General features: G+C 70.1%; 14 protein-coding genes and 2 tRNA genes. 4 read left to right on the top strand and 12 right to left on the bottom strand.

From position 1 onward, the window contains the following. Positions 1-34 precede the first annotated feature (34 nt). Positions 35-568 (bottom strand): peptidylprolyl isomerase, encoded by a 534-nt coding sequence (locus AB0L95_RS07230; protein WP_365158245.1) that lies wholly within the window; start codon positions 566-568, stop codon positions 35-37. A gap of 488 nt (positions 569-1,056) precedes the next feature. Here AB0L95_RS07230 and AB0L95_RS07235 point away from each other — a divergent pair, with 488 nt between their 5' ends. Then, complete coding sequence (locus AB0L95_RS07235; protein WP_365158248.1) at positions 1,057-1,752, top strand: DUF5324 family protein; 696 nt, start codon at positions 1,057-1,059, stop codon at positions 1,750-1,752. Positions 1,753-2,225: 473 nt separating this feature from the next. On the opposite strand, the gene AB0L95_RS07240 is transcribed toward AB0L95_RS07235, so the two are convergent. Beyond that, positions 2,226-2,298: transfer RNA gene (locus AB0L95_RS07240), tRNA-Ala, on the bottom strand. A gap of 180 nt (positions 2,299-2,478) precedes the next feature. On the opposite strand from AB0L95_RS07240, the gene AB0L95_RS07245 reads away from it, so the two are divergent. Beyond that, on the top strand, positions 2,479-3,027 hold the full coding sequence (locus tag AB0L95_RS07245; protein WP_365158251.1) for a DNA-binding protein: 549 nt from the start codon (positions 2,479-2,481) through the stop codon (positions 3,025-3,027). Between the two features lie 86 nt (positions 3,028-3,113). Further along, complete coding sequence (locus AB0L95_RS07250; protein WP_365158254.1) at positions 3,114-4,883, top strand: serine/threonine-protein kinase; 1,770 nt, start codon at positions 3,114-3,116, stop codon at positions 4,881-4,883. 7 nt (positions 4,884-4,890) lie between these two features. Here AB0L95_RS07250 and AB0L95_RS07255 read toward each other — a convergent pair whose 3' ends face one another. Then, positions 4,891-6,318, bottom strand: a complete 1,428-nt coding sequence (locus AB0L95_RS07255) for a hypothetical protein (protein ID WP_365158257.1) — start codon at positions 6,316-6,318, stop codon at positions 4,891-4,893. Positions 6,319-6,498: 180 nt separating this feature from the next. Continuing rightward, positions 6,499-6,627, bottom strand: a complete 129-nt coding sequence (locus AB0L95_RS07260; protein WP_003999697.1) for a DLW-39 family protein — start codon at positions 6,625-6,627, stop codon at positions 6,499-6,501. 336 nt (positions 6,628-6,963) lie between these two features. On the opposite strand from AB0L95_RS07260, the gene AB0L95_RS07265 reads away from it, so the two are divergent. Continuing rightward, on the top strand, positions 6,964-7,329 hold the full coding sequence (locus AB0L95_RS07265) for a DUF6344 domain-containing protein (protein ID WP_365158260.1): 366 nt from the start codon (positions 6,964-6,966) through the stop codon (positions 7,327-7,329). Positions 7,330-7,975: 646 nt separating this feature from the next. Here the strand turns inward: AB0L95_RS07265 and AB0L95_RS07270 are convergent. The 8 genes from AB0L95_RS07270 to dnaN form a co-directional block, all read right to left on the bottom strand. Beyond that, positions 7,976-8,052 (bottom strand) — tRNA-Ile (locus AB0L95_RS07270). A gap of 146 nt (positions 8,053-8,198) precedes the next feature. After that, the gene (locus tag AB0L95_RS07275) at positions 8,199-8,942 is read right to left on the bottom strand and encodes a DUF3566 domain-containing protein (RefSeq protein ID WP_365158263.1); all 744 of its coding nucleotides are present in this window, start codon (positions 8,940-8,942) and stop codon (positions 8,199-8,201) included. Between the two features lie 18 nt (positions 8,943-8,960). Continuing rightward, the gene (gene gyrA / locus AB0L95_RS07280; RefSeq protein WP_365158266.1) at positions 8,961-11,552 is read right to left on the bottom strand and encodes a DNA gyrase subunit A; all 2,592 of its coding nucleotides are present in this window, start codon (positions 11,550-11,552) and stop codon (positions 8,961-8,963) included. A gap of 42 nt (positions 11,553-11,594) precedes the next feature. Further along, positions 11,595-13,670, bottom strand: coding sequence for a DNA topoisomerase (ATP-hydrolyzing) subunit B (gene gyrB / locus AB0L95_RS07285; protein WP_365158269.1), 2,076 nt, complete (start codon positions 13,668-13,670; stop codon positions 11,595-11,597). A gap of 361 nt (positions 13,671-14,031) precedes the next feature. Beyond that, a complete protein-coding gene (locus AB0L95_RS07290) occupies positions 14,032-14,565 on the bottom strand; it encodes a DciA family protein (RefSeq protein WP_365158273.1) in 534 nt (177 codons plus the stop codon). Next, the gene (gene recF, locus AB0L95_RS07295; protein WP_365158276.1) at positions 14,562-15,686 is read right to left on the bottom strand and encodes a DNA replication/repair protein RecF; all 1,125 of its coding nucleotides are present in this window, start codon (positions 15,684-15,686) and stop codon (positions 14,562-14,564) included. The genes AB0L95_RS07290 and recF overlap by 4 nt, the downstream gene beginning before the upstream one ends. Positions 15,687-15,740: 54 nt before the next feature. Further along, positions 15,741-16,616, bottom strand: coding sequence for a phosphogluconate dehydrogenase (NAD(+)-dependent, decarboxylating) (gene gnd / locus AB0L95_RS07300; protein WP_365158279.1), 876 nt, complete (start codon positions 16,614-16,616; stop codon positions 15,741-15,743). Between the two features lie 178 nt (positions 16,617-16,794). Beyond that, the gene (gene dnaN / locus AB0L95_RS07305) at positions 16,795-17,925 is read right to left on the bottom strand and encodes a DNA polymerase III subunit beta (RefSeq protein WP_365158282.1); all 1,131 of its coding nucleotides are present in this window, start codon (positions 17,923-17,925) and stop codon (positions 16,795-16,797) included. Between the last annotated feature and the right edge of the window lie 523 nt (positions 17,926-18,448).

An 18,448-nucleotide genomic window follows, 5' to 3' on the forward strand; every position in this document is an offset into this window, starting at 1 on the left:
CTTTTGTTCCCTCGTGCGGAGTGTCCCGGTGGGGTCAGCCCTCGCGGGACTCCACGACGACCGACTCGATGACGACGTCGTTGACCGGGCGGTCCGTGCGCGGGTTGGTCTGGGCGGTGGCGATGGCGTCCACGACCTTCTGGCTCGCCGCGTCGGCGACCTCACCGAAGATGGTGTGCTTGCGGGTCAGCCAGGCCGTCGGGGCGACCGTGATGAAGAACTGCGAGCCGTTGGTGCCCGGGCCGGCGTTGGCCATGGCCAGCAGGTACGGCTTGTCGAAGGCGAGGTCCGGGTGGAACTCGTCCTCGAACTGGTAGCCCGGACCACCGGTGCCGTTGCCCAGCGGGTCACCGCCCTGGATCATGAAACCGCTGATCACCCGGTGGAAGACCGTGCCGTCGTAGAGCTTCTTCGTGGACTTCTCACCTGTGGCGGGGTGGGTCCACTCGCGCTCGCCCTGGGCGAGCTCGACGAAGTTACGGACCGTCTTGGGCGCGTGGTTCGGCAGGAGCCGGACCAGGATGTCGCCGTGGTTGGTCTTCAGGGTGGCGTAAAGCTGCTCAGCCACGATGTGCCTTCCGTTGTCCTCTGTGACTCCCCGATCCTCGCACGGTACGCGTCCCGAGTCGTCCGGCCACCGCTTCTGGGCCCGCATCCACGGTGTGTTCCCCTGGCACACCCCCGGCCGGCTGAGCGCGCGACGGGGAGGATCCGGGACCGGGTTCCGGGTCGCCACGGGCTCCGTTCCGGAGTCCGGGTGAGCGGAAATCCGGCCGGGTCCTCCCGTCACGGGGGCGCGGCCCGGCGATCCGTGGCATTGTCGGGGACAAGCACCTGTTGCCCCGTATTCATCCGCTATCGCGCGTGATCAGCCGATGCACATGATCGTCCCGTCCGTCGTCGGTCCGGGTGCCGGCCGGAGGCGTCCCGTGTGGCTCCTCATGGCCCTTGTGACCCGGATGCCCGTCCTCGCATGCTCGGGAGTCCTTCGAGAGGCATGATCCGTAAAAGGCGGGAAAGTCGAATGACCATACGCCACCGAGGAGGAGGAACCCCGTGACCCGCATCGACAGCGTGCGCGCCGCGACCGGTTCGGCGAAGGACAGCGTGCTGCATGCCGCGGAAGTGGTGGCGCCCTACGCCGACACGGCCAAGGACAAGGCAGCGCACTACGCACACGAGGCGCGCGTGCGTCTCGCACCCCGGGTGTCGCAGGCCGCCGAGCAGGCTCGTATCCAGTACGGCGCCCACCTCGCCCCGCGACTGGAACAGGCCCGCACCCATGTGCCGCCCAAGGTGGACCATGCCGCGCAGGAAGCCGCCGCCTACACCCTCAAGGCCGCCCGCCAGGCCGCCGACTACTCCCGCCCGAAGATCGAGCAGGCGGTCGCGGTCGCCGGTCCGGCACGGGAGGAGGCCCTGGCCCGTGGAGTCGTGGCGCTGGCCGCGCTGCGCGGCCAGGTCTCGCCGCAGCAGGTCCAGAAGTTGGTGCGCCGACAGCAGCGGCGGGCCAGGGCAGGCCGTGCCGCCAAGGGGCTGGCGCTGCTGGGTGTGCTGGCCGGTGGTGCCTTCGCCGCCTGGAAGTGGTGGGACAAGCAGGCGAACCCCGACTGGCTCGTGGAGCCGCCCGCCGCCACCGAGGTCCCGCAGGACGACCGCCTGACGTCGGTGGACGGCAGCGAGCCCCTGGACCCGGAGGTACAGGCGAAACAGGCCGAGGAGGATTCCTCGGAGAACGACGACCGCCGCTGAATCCGGCCGGCCCCGGCGCCGGACCTCAACACCCGTGTGGGGCAGGAGACTTGAACGGCTCCTGCCCCACACTGCTGCCCTGGTGATGTTTCACGTGGAACGGCACGGGAGCCCGAACCACACCCCTGAGACAGCGAAAGAATTCCCCCTCACCCCGGGGGGACCGTTCACATTTTCTCCGCGCGATGACGTTTGCAACGCCTCATGTGTGCATATTCCACGGAGACTTCACTTACGGAGCGCATCCCTACGCTTACACACCTCCAGGCACACCGGCCCGCACAAGGTGCCCCAAACCACCCCGCACCGCCCGCCGGCCCCACCGGTCACTCACCCTGGAGTCCGGGAGCCCGGCACTCGCCGATATCGTTTGCGCAAAGAAATGCAATATCTGCAAATGCGCAGGAGTGGCACAGGTCACCCCATACGAAAACCGGCCAGCCGCCGGGAAGGCGTCTGGCCGGTCCGAGATGTGGAGCCTAGGGGAGTCGAACCCCTGACATCTGCCATGCAAAGACAGCGCTCTACCAACTGAGCTAAGGCCCCGAGAAGGCACGTCCGGGCGACGCGTACACACACCGCCGGGCGCTGCGCACAAGCGTACCGGGTCACCCCCGGAATCTCGCAAAAAGAGGGGGGTCCCCGTGGACGACCACTCTCCGTAAGATGCTCGTCGTGGTTCGCGACAGCGAACCGCGGTACTTGGGGAAGCGATGGGGAGACGCAATGGACGCCGCACAGCAGGAAGCCACCGCAAGAGCGCGGGAGCTGCAGCGGAACTGGTACGGGGAGCCGTTGGGGGCGCTCTTCCGTAAACTCATCGAGGATCTCGGCCTCAACCAGGCTCGTCTCGCCGGTGTACTGGGCCTGTCCGCGCCGATGCTGTCACAGCTGATGAGCGGTCAGCGCGCCAAGATCGGCAATCCCGCGGTGGTCCAGCGGGTGCAACTGCTGCAGGACCTGGCGGGGCAGGTCGCGGACGGCAGCGTGAGCGCGGCCGAGGCAACCGAGCGGATGGACGAGATCAGAAAGTCGCAGGGGGGCTCCGTGCTCAACAACACCACGCAGACGACGAGCAGTTCGGGAGCGCCCACGGTCAAGCGGGTGGTCCGCGAGATCCAGTCGCTGCTGCGTTCGGTGGCCGCGGCCGGCGACATCATCGAGGCGGCGGACACCCTCGCCCCGAGCCACCCGGAGCTGGCAGAGTTCCTCCGGGTGTACGGCGCCGGCCGCACGTCCGACGCGGTCGCCCACTACCAGTCCCACCAGAGCTAGCCGAGACCTCGGCCGCCGGGGGCTCCCGCGCCGGGGGGTGCGCGGGAGTCCCCGGCGCCGTCCGGAAGGGGGAGCGACGTACGACCATGGGTGAGGTCTTCGCCGGACGGTACGAACTGGTCGATCCCATCGGGCGCGGGGGAGTCGGCGCGGTCTGGCGCGCCTGGGACCACCGGCGGCGCCGCTATGTGGCCGCGAAGGTCCTGCAGCAGAGGGACGCCCACGCGCTGCTGCGCTTCGTGCGCGAGCAGGCGCTGCGCATCGACCATCCCCATGTGCTCGCCCCCGCCAGCTGGGCCGCGGACGACGACAAGGTCCTGTTCACCATGGACCTGGTCGCCGGGGGCTCGCTGGTCCATCTCGTCGGGGACTACGGCCCGCTGCCTCCCGCGTTCGTCTGCACCCTGCTCGACCAGCTGCTGTCCGGGCTCGCCGCCGTGCACGCGGAAGGGGTCGTGCACCGGGACATCAAGCCCGCCAACGTACTTCTGGAGGCCACCGGCACCGCCCGGCCCCGGCTGCGGCTGTCGGACTTCGGCATCGCGATGCGCCTGGGAGAGCCGCGGCTGACGGAGACGGACTACGTGGTGGGGACCCCCGGCTATCTCGCACCCGAACAACTGCTGGGCTCGGAACCGGACTTCCCGTCCGATCTGTTCGCCGTGGGTCTGGTCGCGCTGTATCTGCTCCAGGGCGCCAAACCGGACGCGAGGGCCCTGGTCGAGCACTTCGCGTCCCACGGCACTCCCGGAGCACCGCGCGGCGTTCCCGGACCCCTGTGGGAGGTCGTGGCGACGCTGCTGCAACCGGACCCGGCCGCGCGTTTCCGCACCGCCACGGGGGCGCGCAAGGCCCTCGGCTCGGCCAGGGAGCTGCTGCCCGAGCCGGGCGACGACGACGAACAGGTCGAGATCTTCGACCAACTCGGGCCGCTTCCGGCGGGATTCGGACCCGAGGGCCCGCTGGCCACGGCGTCGGGGGTGTCGGAGGGCGCGGGACGCATGCGCACGTCGGGCGCCGCGGCCAGGGCATCAAGCCCGGCGGACGGGGTGTCGGGCCCCGCGCTCGACGCGTCGGGCGGTGCGGCCGGTGGCGCGGGGGCGAGCGGCTCGGGGGCGAGCGGTGCGGGGGCGAGCGGTGCGGGGGCGAGCGGCGTCGCATGGACGGCATCCGCCGGAGCCGGCCCGCGGCCCTCGCACGGCGGCTCCGCCGGGGCCGAGGGGGGACCGGCACGGCTCACTACCGGTGCGATCCCGCCACGGCCGACCACCGCGCCGACAGCGTCCGGCACGCCCGTCGCCGCGCCCGCCGCCCCTCCCGCGCCCCCTCCCCCTGGTCATGGCACCGGCACCTCCGCCGTGGTGCCCGGGCCGCCTCCCCCCGCCGTACGACCACAGGCCGGGCCCGACGGCGTACCGCCGAGGCCTGCCGTCGATCCCACGCCTCCCTCGCGGCCGTCCACGATGTCGGACACCGGAAGCTTCCCGCTGCCGCCGCCGCTGCCACGAGCGGCGCTCAGTACGGTGCCGGGGGCGCCCGGACAGCCGCCCACGCCCCCCGCAACCGTCGTGGCTCCGGCTCCGGCGCCCGCGTACACGGCATCCACCTTGCATCACGAACCCACGTACGTGCCCGCACCCGGCCCGCACACGGCCCCGGCGGCAGCCGCCGGGCAGACCGCCTACGCAGGCGCCGTACCGTCGCCGTACGCCCCCACCGGGCCGCAGCGGGTCGCGCGGCACGGCAGAAGAGCGGCTCCCCGGCCGGCGGGACCACCGGCGAAGGTCGCCGTGCCGGTCCTGCTCCTCGCGCTCGTCTGCTTCGCGGTGGGCTTCTGGGCCCTGACCCGGATCTGAGCGGCGCTCACCCGGCCGCCCGGCGGCGCTCCCGCCGACGGGCGGCCACGGTCCACAGGCCGAGCCACAGGACCAGCGCGCTTCCGGTGCCGATCCCGCCCACGGCGACCATCGTCATCGCGCGGGTGTCCGCTGCCGCCACCTTGCCGACGCGGGCCGGGGTGGTGCGGGGCGAGAACCCGCCCGAGCCGTCGCCCGGGCCCGCGTCGGACCGCGTCCCGGCCCCCGCCGCCGCTTCCTCCCGGTCCGCGTCCGTGACCTGGAACACATCGCGCGGCGCGGACCGCCCCGCGTACACCGGCCCGGGCACCGGTTTCCCGCTCACCCGCACCCGCAGGGTCAGCCCGAACGGGCCGCTGCCGAACCGTTCCGCCATGGGCGCCCCGAGGTGGACGGCCAGGTAGTACCAGCCCGCGAACCGCATACCGCCCGCACGGCTGCCGACGGCCCCGCGGTTGGCGTAGTCGACGGGCGGCAGCGGATCCAGTGCCGCCGAGGTCTGGGCGCCGCTGTAGCCGGCGTCGGCGTCCTCGACGTAGGCCCGGACGGGGTTGTAGAGGGACATGGCCAGGGCGGTGCCGACATAGCCGTCGCCGCCTCCGGAGCTGCCCATCTCGACACTGGCGGAGAGCTGCTGTCCCCAGTCGACCGGCACCTTGTAGAAGAGGGTCTCTCCCGGCCTGATCCCGTCCTGCCAGACGCCCTGCCCCACCGCGCTCGCCGCGGCGAAGCCGGCCCCTCCCGCGCGGCGCGCGGCCTCGCCTAGGAGGGGCTCCGGGGGCGCGGAGTTCCAGGTGCCGGGCGGGGTGACGGCCCCGGCCCGGCGCGGGGCGGGTTCGGAGACGTAGTCCAGCTCCAGGTCCCAGCTGACGGGCAGGGCGGCGGTCAGATCGCGCCGTTCGACGACCACGTAGTACGGGCCCGCACCCTTGCACCCGTAGGTCCCGGGGCCGGTCTCGCGCGAGGCCCAGGCGGCGATCGGATGCGGGCTCTGGGTGGGGCCGAAGTGCGCGGTGCCCGAGGAGCACGTGGTGCCGTCGGCGTCCTGGACGGACACCTTGAGGCCGTCGGAGGAGGTGACCCGTGCCCCCGCCCGCGGCACGGCCGTCGCGGAGACGTAGGCGTCGTCGGCGGCGTCGAGATCCAGCCGGTAGTAGCGCTTGGCACCCGGGGGCAGTGCGCTGCGATAGAGGTGTCCGGGATCCAGACGTACGGCGTCCGTGGTGCCCGTCGCGCCGGTGATCGTCCGGGCGTCACGGGCGAACGCGTACGGGGCGGGCCTGCCGTCGTCGGCCGCGGAGGCGGGCGCGGCCCGCGCGGGGAGCGCCGATGCCGCGGCGAGCGCGACCGCCGCGCACGACGCCAGGGCCGCGTGCGCCGGCGTACGACCGCACCGCGGGGCTCCGTCGCCCGCTTCCGTACGCCGCTTCCTCACGCTCCACCCCCGCCGTGCTCCGCTGTCCCGGGCCGCCGCCCATCCTGCCCCGGGGGCCACGGCGGCACCCCGGTATTACGTACGAGCGGCCGAAACGCCCCCCTGAGGAGCCGGGGAAACACAAAACCCCGACCGCACCGGCGGTCGGGGCCTGCTCTGATGTCTGTTGTCCGTGAGGACTCAGGAACCCGTGGGCACGGAGTCGGTCGCCTCCGTCCACAGATCCTGCTCGGCGCGATCCGCCTGGATCTGGCGGTACACGAGGAGCCCGCCGATGGCGGCCAGTGCGACCAGGAGAAGCTTCTTCACCGCGCGACCTCGTCTTTCCTTGACGTAGGGGACTTCTGGCGCCCGACTATACACACCGATCGATATCGATCGGTGACCTGAGCCGGTGCTCAACTCCGGTCCGGGAGACCGCAGTACGCCCGGACACCCCGGTCACGTCACCGCGTGAGCGCCCCTCGCAGAGTGTGATGTTCGACGCCCTCCCGCACCTTTTCTGACCTTTCCGGGTCTTGTGCGTCCATCCGAGTGGTGTTCATCCGAAGATCGACGCGCCACGGGCGTCGGTCCACCACTTCGCGACCCCCATACACATCATGAGGAAAGTACGCAAATCGCTCGACCCGAAAGTGAGGGGTCATGGCCCGCATCACGGTCATGAAGCTGTGGACCGCCGTCGTCACCGCCTTCATCGCGCTGTTCACCGCGCTGGGATTCATCACCACGACCACGGCCGCCGCGGAGGTACCGCAGCACCAGCCGGCCCGCAACACCAGCGTCGCCCAGGTGACACCGTCGCGACCGGTCCACGGACGCTGGCCCCGCGACCGGTCCCTGCTCCCCACGATGAAGCAACGGATCCGCGCCGAGGCCCACGGTTCCTCCCCGGGCTGCCGTAACCGCCTACCGGTCTCCGCCCCGACGCTCCGCCTGGCCCGCTGCGCCCTCAGAGCCCCCAGCCGGCCCACCGATCCCCCCGAAACGACCGTGCGGCTCCAGCACTGACTGACCCCTCTGACCGCGCGCGCCACCGTCCCCGAAGGCACCGCGGCCCCACCCCGGGCGATCTTGCGTACAACAACACCCCAGGGCAAACGGCCCGGCACCTGCTCCCTGGTGCCGGGCCGTTGACACATATGCGCGCTCGGAACCGGACGAGTTCCAGGCCTCAGCAGATCGTCCGCCGAGGTCCGGAGCCGACCGCCGCTGTTCGCGCCGGCTGGTGCCAGCCGCTGATGTCAGCCGCCCCACGCGGCCTCGACACGTCAGTCGGCGTTACCTGGCCCGACGGAACGGCGCAGTGCGGGGCAGGTAGACGAGCTGGGCGATCAAGACGAGAAGGCTGAGAAAGAACCACCAGCCGTCATCTTGGAACTGTCCGACCACAACTCCCCATGCAAGGAAAATGGCGATCTGGAGCCAGTTCTTCCAAGTCCATACCGGTTCGACCCGGATCACGTTTCCCCCTGGGGCTGGTCGGGCCGTGATTGGTGCACTCGAGGCCACGCGACGGTTCCGGCAGGCCGTACGGCAGCTCGTAGAACCAGGGAGAGCGCGTGTCCGCTCCACGCCACCTGACGCGACCCTGCGGTCGGTGTCAACCGTTGGTGTCAAAAGACCCCCGGCCCTAGTGGACCGGGGGTCTTTTCGCTGGTGGGGCTAACAGGATTTGAACCTGTGGCCTCATCCTTATCAGGGATGCGCTCTAACCAACTGAGCTATAGCCCCGCCGCGCTGTGCGGTGTGTGTCCCGCGCGCTGACCCCTGAAGATTAGCGCACGACGTGGGAAGTCCCAAAATCGGTTACCCGGGGGCGCGCGGCCGGGCCGCCGGGGCCCTGACCTCGGGTGCCGTCGCGCCCCTTCAGGCCCGACTCACTCGTCCTCCGCCAGCGTCAGCTCGACGCCGCCCACGAAGCCCGCGGAGAGGTTGTAGATGAACGCGCCGAGCGTCGCGAGGGCGGTCGCCAGGATCACGTCGATGACCGCGATGACCGTCGTGAAGATGAGCACGTTCGGCAGCGACAGGAACGACTGGAGGTCGAAGCCGTTCGACTCGTTAGAACCGGTGGCCTCCGAGATCGTCCCGCCGACCGTGGAGAAGACCCCCATGGCGTCCATGACCATCCACAGCACCGCGGCCGCCACGATCGTGCAGATGCCGAGCGCGAGGGAGAGCAGGAAGCTGACCTTCATCACCGACCACGGGTCGGCCTTCGCCACCCTGAGCCGCGCCTTGCGGGTGCGGGGAGTGGTGCTCGCGCCGGTCCGGGGGCGGCGCACCGTGCCCGTCGCCGGCTGCGCCTGGTAGGCCTGCGGCGGGTGGTAGGGGCCCGCGGCCTGCTGCGACCGGCGCTCCCCCGGCAGGGGAGACGGGTCGGCCGGCGCCACGGCAGGCTGTGCCTCCGGCGCGGCCTGGGGCTGGGCGGCCGGAGCGGCGCCCGGAGCGGCCGGGCCCGCTCCAGCCTCGTACTGCTGGGTCTGCGGGCCTCGGGTGTCCGTCACAGTTCCCCCCTGGGATCCATGAGACTCATGGGAGTGCGTCGAGTCCGTGGCGGAGCCACGGCCGCCGCCGTCCGTGTCCGTACCGGTCGATCCGGCGCCCGTGGCTCCGCTCACGCTGACTCACTCCTCGTGCTACTCGGCCGAGGGCGCCTCACCCTCGTCCGTGCCGGTGGCCGCGGCCTCGGCGGTCTCGTCCACAGTGTCGTCACCGTCGACCTCCTCCGCCTCACGCCCCGCCTCGGCGTTACGTGCGATACCGACCACGGCATCGCGCTTGCCCAGGTTGATCAGTTGGACGCCCATGGTGTCACGGCCCGTCTCCCTGACCTCGTTGACTCGCGTACGAATCACACCGCCCGACAGCGTGATGGCGAGGATCTCGTCCGTCTCCTCGACCACCAGCGCGCCGACGAGCGAGCCACGGTCCTCGACGATCTTGGCAGCCTTGATGCCGAGGCCGCCGCGACCCTGGACGCGGTACTCGTCGACGACGGTCCGCTTCGCGTACCCGCCGTCGGTGGCAGTGAACACGAACGTACCGGGTCGAACAACATTCATCGAGAGGAGCTCGTCCCCGCCGCGGAAGCTCATGCCCTTGACGCCCGAGGTGGCACGGCCCATCGGGCGCAGGGACTCGTCGGTCGCGGTGAACCTGATCGACTGAGCCTTCTTGCTGATCAGAAGCAGATCGTCCTCGGGCGACACCAGCTCGGCCCCGATCAGTTCGTCATCGGAACCGTCCTCCATCTCACGGAGATTGATCGCGATGACACCGCCGGACCGCGGCGAATCGTAATCCTTCAGAGGCGTCTTCTTGACCAGTCCGCCCTTGGTGGCGAGCACCAGGTACGGCGCGGCCTCGTAGTCGCGGATGGCGAGGATCTCGGCGATCGACTCGTCCGGCTGGAAGGCCAGCAGGTTCGCGACGTGCTGACCGCGCGCGTCCCGGCCGGCGTCCGGCAGCTCGTAGGCCTTGGCCCGGTAGACGCGGCCCTTGTTGGTGAAGAACAGCAGCCAGTGGTGCGTGGTGGACACGAAGAAGTGGTCGACGATGTCGTCTTCCTTCAGCTTCGTACCGCGCACGCCCTTGCCGCCGCGCTTCTGCGCGCGGTAGTCGTCGGCCTTGGTGCGCTTGATGTAGCCGCCGCGGGTGACCGTGACGACGATGTCCTCCTCGGCGATGAGGTCCTCGATGGACATGTCGCCGTCGAAGGGCACCAGCTGGCTGCGCCGGTCGTCGCCGTACTTCTCGACGATCGCTGCGAGCTCCTCGCTGATGATGCCGCGCTGGCGGACGGGCGAGGCGAGGATCGCGTTGTACTCGCGGATCTTCGCCTGGAGCTCGTCGTGCTCCTGGACGATCTTCTGGCGCTCCAGGGCCGCGAGGCGGCGCAGCTGCATCTCGAGGATGGCGTTGGCCTGGATGTCGTCGATCTCCAGCAGGCTCATCAGGCCGTCGCGGGCGATCTCCACGGTGTCGCTGCGCCGGATCAGCGCGATGACCTCGTCGATGGCGTCCAGGGCCTTCAGCAGACCGCGCAGGATGTGCGCGCGCTCCTCGGCCTTGCGCAGCCGGAAGCGCGTACGGCGGACGACGACCTCGATCTGGTGCGTCACCCAGTGGCGGATGAACGCGTCCAGGGACAGAGTGCGCGGCACGCCGTCGACCAGCGCCAGCATGTTGGCGCCGAAGTTCGTCTGCAGGTCGGTGTGCTTGTAGAGGTTGTTCAGGACGACCTTGGCGACCGCGTCCCGCTTCAGGACGATGACCAGGCGCTGTCCCGTGCGGGACGAGGTCTCGTCACGGACGTCCGCGATGCCACCGATCTTGCCGTCCTTGACCAGGTCGGCGATCTTCTGCGCGAGGTTGTCCGGGTTGACCTGGTACGGCAGCTCGGTGACCACCAGGCACTGGCGGTTCTGGATCTCCTCGACCTCGACGACCGCGCGCATGGTGATCGAGCCACGGCCGGTGCGGTAGGCCTCCTCGATGCCCTTGCGGCCCACCACCAGGGCGCCGGTCGGGAAGTCGGGGCCCTTGATGCGCTCGATGAGGGCGTCGAGCAGCTCCTCGTGCGAGGCCTCCGGGTTCTCCAGGTACCACTGGGCGCCGGCCGCGACCTCGCGCAGGTTGTGCGGCGGGATGTTGGTCGCCATGCCGACCGCGATACCGGCGGAGCCGTTGATCAGCAGGTTCGGGAAGCGGGACGGAAGGACCGTCGGCTCCTGGGAACGGCCGTCGTAGTTGTCCGTGAAGTCGACGGTCTCCTCGTCGATGTCGCGGACCATCTCCATCGACAGCGGCGCCATCTTGCACTCGGTGTAGCGCATGGCGGCGGCGGGGTCGTTGCCCGGGGAGCCGAAGTTGCCGTTGGAGTCCACCAGCGGCATCCGCATCGACCACGGCTGCGCGAGGCGGACCAGCGCGTCGTAGATCGAGGAGTCACCGTGCGGGTGGTAGTTGCCCATGACGTCGCCGACGACACGGGCGCACTTGTAGAACCCCTTCTCGGGGCGGTAGCCGCCGTCGTACATCGCGTACAGGACACGGCGGTGCACGGGCTTCAGACCGTCCCGCACGTCGGGCAGCGCACGCGAGACGATGACGGACATCGCGTAGTCGAGGTACGAGCGCTGCATCTCCGTCTCGAGCCCGACGGGCTCGATGCGCACAGTGGTCTCGCCGCCCTCTTCGGGCGTCACTGGAGTGTTCTCGTCGGCCATTGCTGGTGAAGATCCTTCCTGGTGCGGTCAGCTGAGACCGACTCAGATGTCGAGGAAGCGGACGTCCTTGGCGTTGCGCTGGATGAACGCGCGGCGTGCCTCGACGTCCTCGCCCATCAGGACCGAGAAGAGGTCGTCGGCCTGGGCGGCGTCGTCGAGGGTGACCTGGCCGAGGACGCGGTGGTCGATGTCCATGGTCGTCACCCGCAGCTCCTCGGCGTTCATCTCGCCGAGGCCCTTGAAGCGCTGCACCGAGTCGTCCTTGATCCGCTTGCCGTTGCGGCGGCCCAGCTCGATCAGCGCGTCGCGCTCACGGTCCGAGTAGGCGTACTCGAAGTCGTCCCGGCCCCACTTGATCTTGTAGAGCGGCGGACGGGAGAGGAACACGTGGCCGGCCTCGACCAGCGGCCGCATGAAGCGGAACAGGAAGGTCAGCAGCAGGGTGTTGATGTGCTGGCCGTCGACATCGGCGTCCGCCATCAGGATGATCTTGTGATAGCGGAGCTTGGAGATGTCGAAGTCCTCGTGCACGCCGGTGCCGAAGGCGGAGATCAGCGCCTGGATCTCCTGGTTCTGCAGGATCTTGTCGATCCGCGCCTTCTCGACGTTGAGGATCTTGCCTCGGATCGGAAGGATCGCCTGGTACTGCGGGTTGCGGCCGGACTTGGCCGAGCCGCCGGCGGAGTCACCCTCGACGATGAAGATCTCGCACTTGGTGGGGTCGTTCGACTGGCAGTCGGACAGCTTGCCCGGCAGCGACGCCGTCTCCAGCAGGCCCTTGCGGCGCGTGAGGTCACGGGCCTTGCGGGCCGCCACGCGCGCGGTGGCCGCCTGGATGCCCTTGCGGATGATGTCCGTGGCCTCGTTCGGGTTGCGGTCGAGCCAGTCGTTGAGGTGCTCGTAGACCGCCTTCTGGACGAAGGTCTTCGCCTCGGTGTTGCCGAGCTTGGTCTTGGTCTGGCCCTCGAACTGCGGCTCGCTCAGCTTGACCGAGATGATCGCGGTCAGACCCTCGCGGATGTCGTCGCCGGTGAGGTTGTCGTCCTTGTCGCGCAGCAGCTTCTTGTCACGCGCGTACTTGTTGATCAGCGAGGTCAGCGCGGCACGGAAGCCCTCTTCGTGCGTACCGCCCTCGTGGGTGTGGATGATGTTGGCGAAGGAGTACACGCCCTCGCTGTAGCCGCTGTTCCACTGCATCGCGACCTCGAGGGACAGGCTCTTGTCCTTGTCCTCGGCCTCCAGGTCGATCACGGTGGGGTGCACCACGTCTCCCTTGCGGGAGTTGAGGTACTTCACGAAGTCGACGATGCCGCCCTCGTAGTGGTACGTGACGGTCTTGACCTCGGCCTTCTCGTCCGCACCCGCCTCGTCCGCCCCGGTCGTGGCCTTCGCCGACTCCCGCTCGTCGGTGAGCCTGATCGTCAGGCCCTTGTTGAGGAACGCCATCTCCTGGAAGCGCCGCGAGAGCGTCTCGAAGGAGTACTCGGTCGTCTCGAAGATGTCCGGGTCGGCCCAGAAGGTGACCGATGTGCCGGTCTCGTCGGTGGGCTCGTGCTGCTGCAGCGGCGCCGTGGGGACGCCCATCTTGTAGTCCTGTGTCCAGCGGTGCCCGTCGGTCTTGACCTCGACGGACACCTTGCCGGACAGGGCGTTCACGACGGAGACACCGACACCGTGCAGACCACCGGAGACCGCGTAGCCGCCGCCGCCGAACTTGCCGCCTGCGTGCAGCACGGTCAGCACGACCTCGAGGGCCGGCTTGTTCTCGGAAGGAACGATGCCCACCGGAATACCGCGGCCGTTGTCGACGACACGCACGCCGCCGTCGGCGAGGATCGTCACGTCGATCGTGTCCGCGTAGCCGGCCAGCGCCTCGTCGACCGAGTTGTCGACGACCTCGTACACGAGGTGGTGCAGACCGCGCTCGCCGGTCGAGCCGATGTACATGCCGGGTCGCTTGCGGACCGCGTCCAGACCCTCGAGGACGGTGATGGCGCTGGCGTCGTACGACACGGTCACCTCGCCGTTCGCGCTGGTCGCCGCGCCGGCGTCGGTGGACGGGATGTTCTCGTTGGGGTTGCCGGAATCGGCCACGAAGCGCCCTTTCTGGCACAGCACAAGCCAGGCTCGTCGGCGGTTGCCGGAGCGGCTGCGGCATGTTGCGTTGGTAAGCCTTGATCAGCGTTGCTCAGCGTTACCCGGACGGTCCCCACGATCGGGGCGGGATTGTCTCCCAGTCTACCGGTAGCGCCGACAGTGATGGGGGTTTGCCGGTACCTGGATCCGCATGTGCCGCCCTCAACCGGTCTCGCCCGACTCCCCATATGCGGAACGGGGCTCCAAGAGGCTCTACGAGGCACTCAGCGCTTCCGGCTGTCAACCCTTGGCAACGTCGGAGTCCGGTGGGTGTTCGCAACCGCGTGCGGGCACAGCGAAAGGGCCGCCGGCGCATGCGTCCGGCGGCCCGACGTGATGTCGGTCACCCGTAGGTGTCACCGGGGCCGGTGCTCCCCGGGGCGCGCAGCGGGCCGAAGCGGCGGGCGGGGCCGCCGGGGCCATGGACCTTGATCAACCGGACCGTGCCGTGCCCGAGGTCCTCGTTCAGCCGCGCGACCAGCTGGGGGGCCAGCAGCCGCAGCTGCGTGGCCCAGGCCGTGGAGTCGCAGCCCACCGTCAGGACGCGCTCGTCCTCGTCGTACCGCTGCGGGACGCAGTGCTTGGCGAGGTCCTCGCCGACGATCTGCGGCCAGCGGCCCATCACACCGCCCACCGCGGCCGGGGTCTCCCAGCCGCGCTCGGTGATCAGCCGGTTGATGGCCGCCCCCAGCGCCATGGGGTCGCGGCGATCGGTGCGCGCGCCGGAGCGCAGGCCACCGCGTCGCGCCTGCTTCTTCTGCTGTGCCGCGTCCCCCCGCGCGCGTGCCTGTTCCTTGGCCGCCCGGAGCGCCACACGCGCGAGGTCCACGCCCGACAGCTCGGGAGACTTCTTCGGTGCGGGTTCGTCGGTGCTCATGCGCGCTCCACGGTGCCGTCGGACACGGCGTACCGCGTCCCCGTCAGTACGTCCGGTACGTCGTCGTCGACCGCGGCGGTCACCAGGACCTGCTCACCGGGCACTACCAGTTCGGCCAGGCGCTCGCGGCGGCGGGTGTCCAACTCGGCGAAGACGTCGTCGAGGACGAGCACCGGCTCGGGGCCCTCCGCGCGGAGGAGGTCGTACGACGCCAGGCGCAGCGCCAGCGCGTAGGACCAGGACTCGCCGTGGGACGCGTACCCCTTGGCGGGCAGCTGACCGAGTTTGAGGAGCAGATCGTCGCGGTGGGGTCCCACCAGGGTGACGCCGCGCTCGATCTCCTGCTTGCGGGCGTCGGCGAGCGCGGCCATCAGCTGCTCGTAGAGGGCCTCGCGGGTGTGGGCCTCGCCGGGCGCGGACGGCTTGTACTCCAGGGCGAGCGGGCCGCCGCCGGGTGCCAGCTGCTCGTACGCCTTGTCGGCGAGCGGCTGGAGCGCGGCGATCAGGTCGAGGCGCTGGGCGAGCAGCTCCGCGCCGGCGCGCGCGAGGTGCTGGTCCCAGACGTCGAGGGTGGACAGATCCGCCCCCGTGCGTCCGCCGTGGCGGCGGGCCAGCGCGGCCGACTTGAGGAGGGTGTTGCGCTGCTTGAGGACCCGGTCGTAGTCGGAGCGGACGCCCACCATGCGCGGGGAGCGCGCGGTGATCAGCTCGTCCAGGAAGCGGCGCCGCTCGCCAGGGTCGCCCTTGACCAGCGCGAGGTCCTCGGGCGCGAACAGCACGCTGCGCACGATGCCGAGCACGTCACGCGGTCTGACCTGCGAGGACCTGTTGATGCGGGCGCGATTCGCCCTGCCGGGGTTCAGCTCCAGTTCGACCAGCTGCTGCCGGTCGCCCTGCCGGACCTGCGCCCGGATGATCGCGCGCTCGGCGCCCATCCGGACCAGGGGCGCGTCGGAGGAGACCCGGTGGCTGCCGAGGGTGGCGAGGTAGCCGACCGCTTCCACGAGGTTGGTCTTGCCCTGGCCGTTGGGTCCGACGAAGGCGGTGACGCCCGGGTCGAGCGGGACCTCGACCCGGGCGTACGAGCGGAAGTCGGCCAGCGACAGATGCGTGACGTGCATGGTCGTTCGCCGACCTCCCTCAGGGGTTCGCGGACCGCCGGGCGGTCCTGTGGATCACTTCTTCTCGACCGCGTGGCCGCCGAACTGGTTCCGCAGCGCCGCGATCATCTTCATCTGCGGCGAGTCGTCCTGCCGCGAGCTGAAGCGCGCGAACAGCGACGCCGTGATCGCCGGCAGCGGCACCGCGTTGTCGATGGCCGCCTCCACGGTCCAGCGGCCCTCGCCGGAGTCAGCCGCCCAGCCGCGCAGCCTGTCCAGGTGCTCGTCCTCGTCGAGGGCGTTGACCGCGAGGTCCAGCAGCCAGGAACGGATCACCGTGCCCTCCTGCCAGGAGCGGAAGACCTCGCGGACGTTCTCCACGGAGTCGACCTTCTCCAGCAGCTCCCAGCCCTCGGCGTAGGCCTGCATCATCGCGTACTCGATGCCGTTGTGGACCATCTTCGCGAAGTGGCCCGCGCCGACCTTGCCCGCGTGCACCGCTCCGAAGGCGCCCTCGGGCTTGAGGGCGTCGAAGATCGGCTGCACCTTGGCGACGTTCCGGGCGTCGCCGCCGTACATCAGCGCGTAGCCGTTCTCCAGGCCCCAGACGCCGCCGGAGACACCGCAGTCGACGAAGCCGATGTCCTTGGCCGCGAGTTCCTCGGCGTGCTTCTCGTCGTCCGTCCAGCGGGAGTTGCCGCCGTCCACGACGACGTCTCCGGGCTCCAGCAGCTTGGCCAGCTCGTCGATCGTGGACTGGGTCGGGGCGCCGGCCGGGACCATCACCCACACCACCCGCGGGGCCTGCAGCTTGTCCACAAGCTCTTCGAGGCTGTGGACGTCGGCGAGGTCCGGGTTGCGGTCGTATCCGATGACGGTGTGGCCTGCGCGGCGGATCCGCTCGCGCATGTTGCCGCCCATCTTGCCGAGGCCGACGAGACCGAGCTCCATCAGTTGTTCCTTAGGTTGCGATGTGGCATGAGGGCACTTTCGTACCTGTGTCCGAGCCTAAACCCGGGTCCTCATGCACACCTGTGGGCCCACGCGCTCATGCGTAGCCCCTCTCACCTGCGGCTTTGCCCGCCGGGCCCGGTGATCCACCGGGCCCGGGGCATCCTGTGGACAGCCGTCAGCCGCTGAGCCGCACCGGCATGATCAGGTACTTGTACGCGTCGTCCGCCTCGGCGTCCACAGCCGGTTTGCCGCCGAGCAGCGCGGGCTTCGTGGACGTCGTGAAGGACAGCTGGGCCACCGGGGAGTCGATGGCGCTCAGACCGTCCAGCAGGAAGGTCGGGTTGAAGGCGATCGAGATGTCGTCGCCCTCCAGCTGGGCGTCGACCCTTTCCACAGCCTGTGCGTCGTCGCTGGAGCCGGCCTCCAGGATCAGCACGCCCTGCTCGAAGCTGAGCCGCACCGGGGTGTTGCGCTCGGCGACCAGGGCGACGCGCTTGACGGCCTCCACGAAGGGGGCGGTCTCGATGGTGGCGACCGAGTTGAACTCCGTCGGGAACAGCGTGCGGTACTTCGGGAGGTCGCCCTCCAGCAGGCGGGTCGTCGTACGCCGGCCGGCGCCCTCGAAACCGATCAGGCCCTCGCCCGCACCCGAGCCCGACAGCGCCAGGATCACGGAGTCACCGCTGGTCAGCGCCTTGGCCGTGTCCAGGAGGGTCTTGGCGGGCACCAGGGCGACCGCGGACGCGTCCGGGTTCTCCGGCTTCCACAGGAACTCGCGGACCGCGAAGCGGTAGCGGTCGGTGGAGGCCAGCGTGACCGTGTCGCCCTCGATCTCGATGCGGACACCGGTGAGGACGGGCAGGGTGTCGTCGCGGCCGGCGGCGATGGCGACCTGCTGGACGGCGGAGGCGAAGACCTCGCCCGGGACCGTGCCCGTCGCGTTCGGCATCTGGGGCAGCGCCGGGTACTCCTCCACAGGGAGGGTGTGGAGGGTGAACCGGGAGGTGCCGCACACCACCGTCGCCCGTACACCGTCTGTGGAGATCTCCACCGGACGGTTGGGGAGGGCGCGGGAGATGTCGGCGAGAAGACGGCCGGACACGAGGACCGTGCCCTCCTCCTCGACCTCGGCCTCCACCGACACCCGTGCGGAGACCTCGTAGTCGAAGCTGGAGAGGCTCAGCTGACCGTCCTCGGCCTTCAGCAGCAGGCCGGCGAGGACAGGCGCCGGCGGACGGGCCGGGAGGCTGCGCGCCGCCCAGGCAACTGCCTCCGCGAGTACGTCGCGTTCCACCCGGATCTTCACCGTAAGCCGCCTCCTGCTGTTGCCGGCGTTCTCGCCCTGCTGGCCTTCTCGTCTGACTCGGTGTCGAGAGCCCCTGTGACGGGAAGGACACCGGGGACCAGTCTGACGCACACCGCTGACAGTCGGTGCCGCTCGGGGTCAAGTCGTGACGAGGGGCGGTCGGCGGCCGGAGGGCGAGTTGTGCACAGGACCCGCTTCCAGACGAATTCCCCGGACTCTCTGAGTAGGGGTAGTAGTAGGGCCTGTGGAAACCGTGGATAACCGCGTTTGCCCAGCTCAGCGGCGATATTTTGTCCACGGACCCTGTGGGTGGAGGCGGTGGACAACCCGGGGTCTCTGTGGAGAACGGAAAGTTCTGCACACCCCGTGCACAGCCGAGGGGCACTTCTCCCCAGTGCCGTCCCCAGCTTTACCCACCTTTCCCACAGGCCAACCAGGCACCTTGGTGTGACGCCTTTCACTCCGTCCGGTGAGGACCCGCGTCTCGTTGCCGAACAGTGGACAGGCATGTGGAGAAGCTGGT

It is taken from the genome of Streptomyces sp. NPDC052036, assembly GCF_040680495.1.
GTDB lineage: Bacteria > Actinomycetota > Actinomycetes > Streptomycetales > Streptomycetaceae > Streptomyces.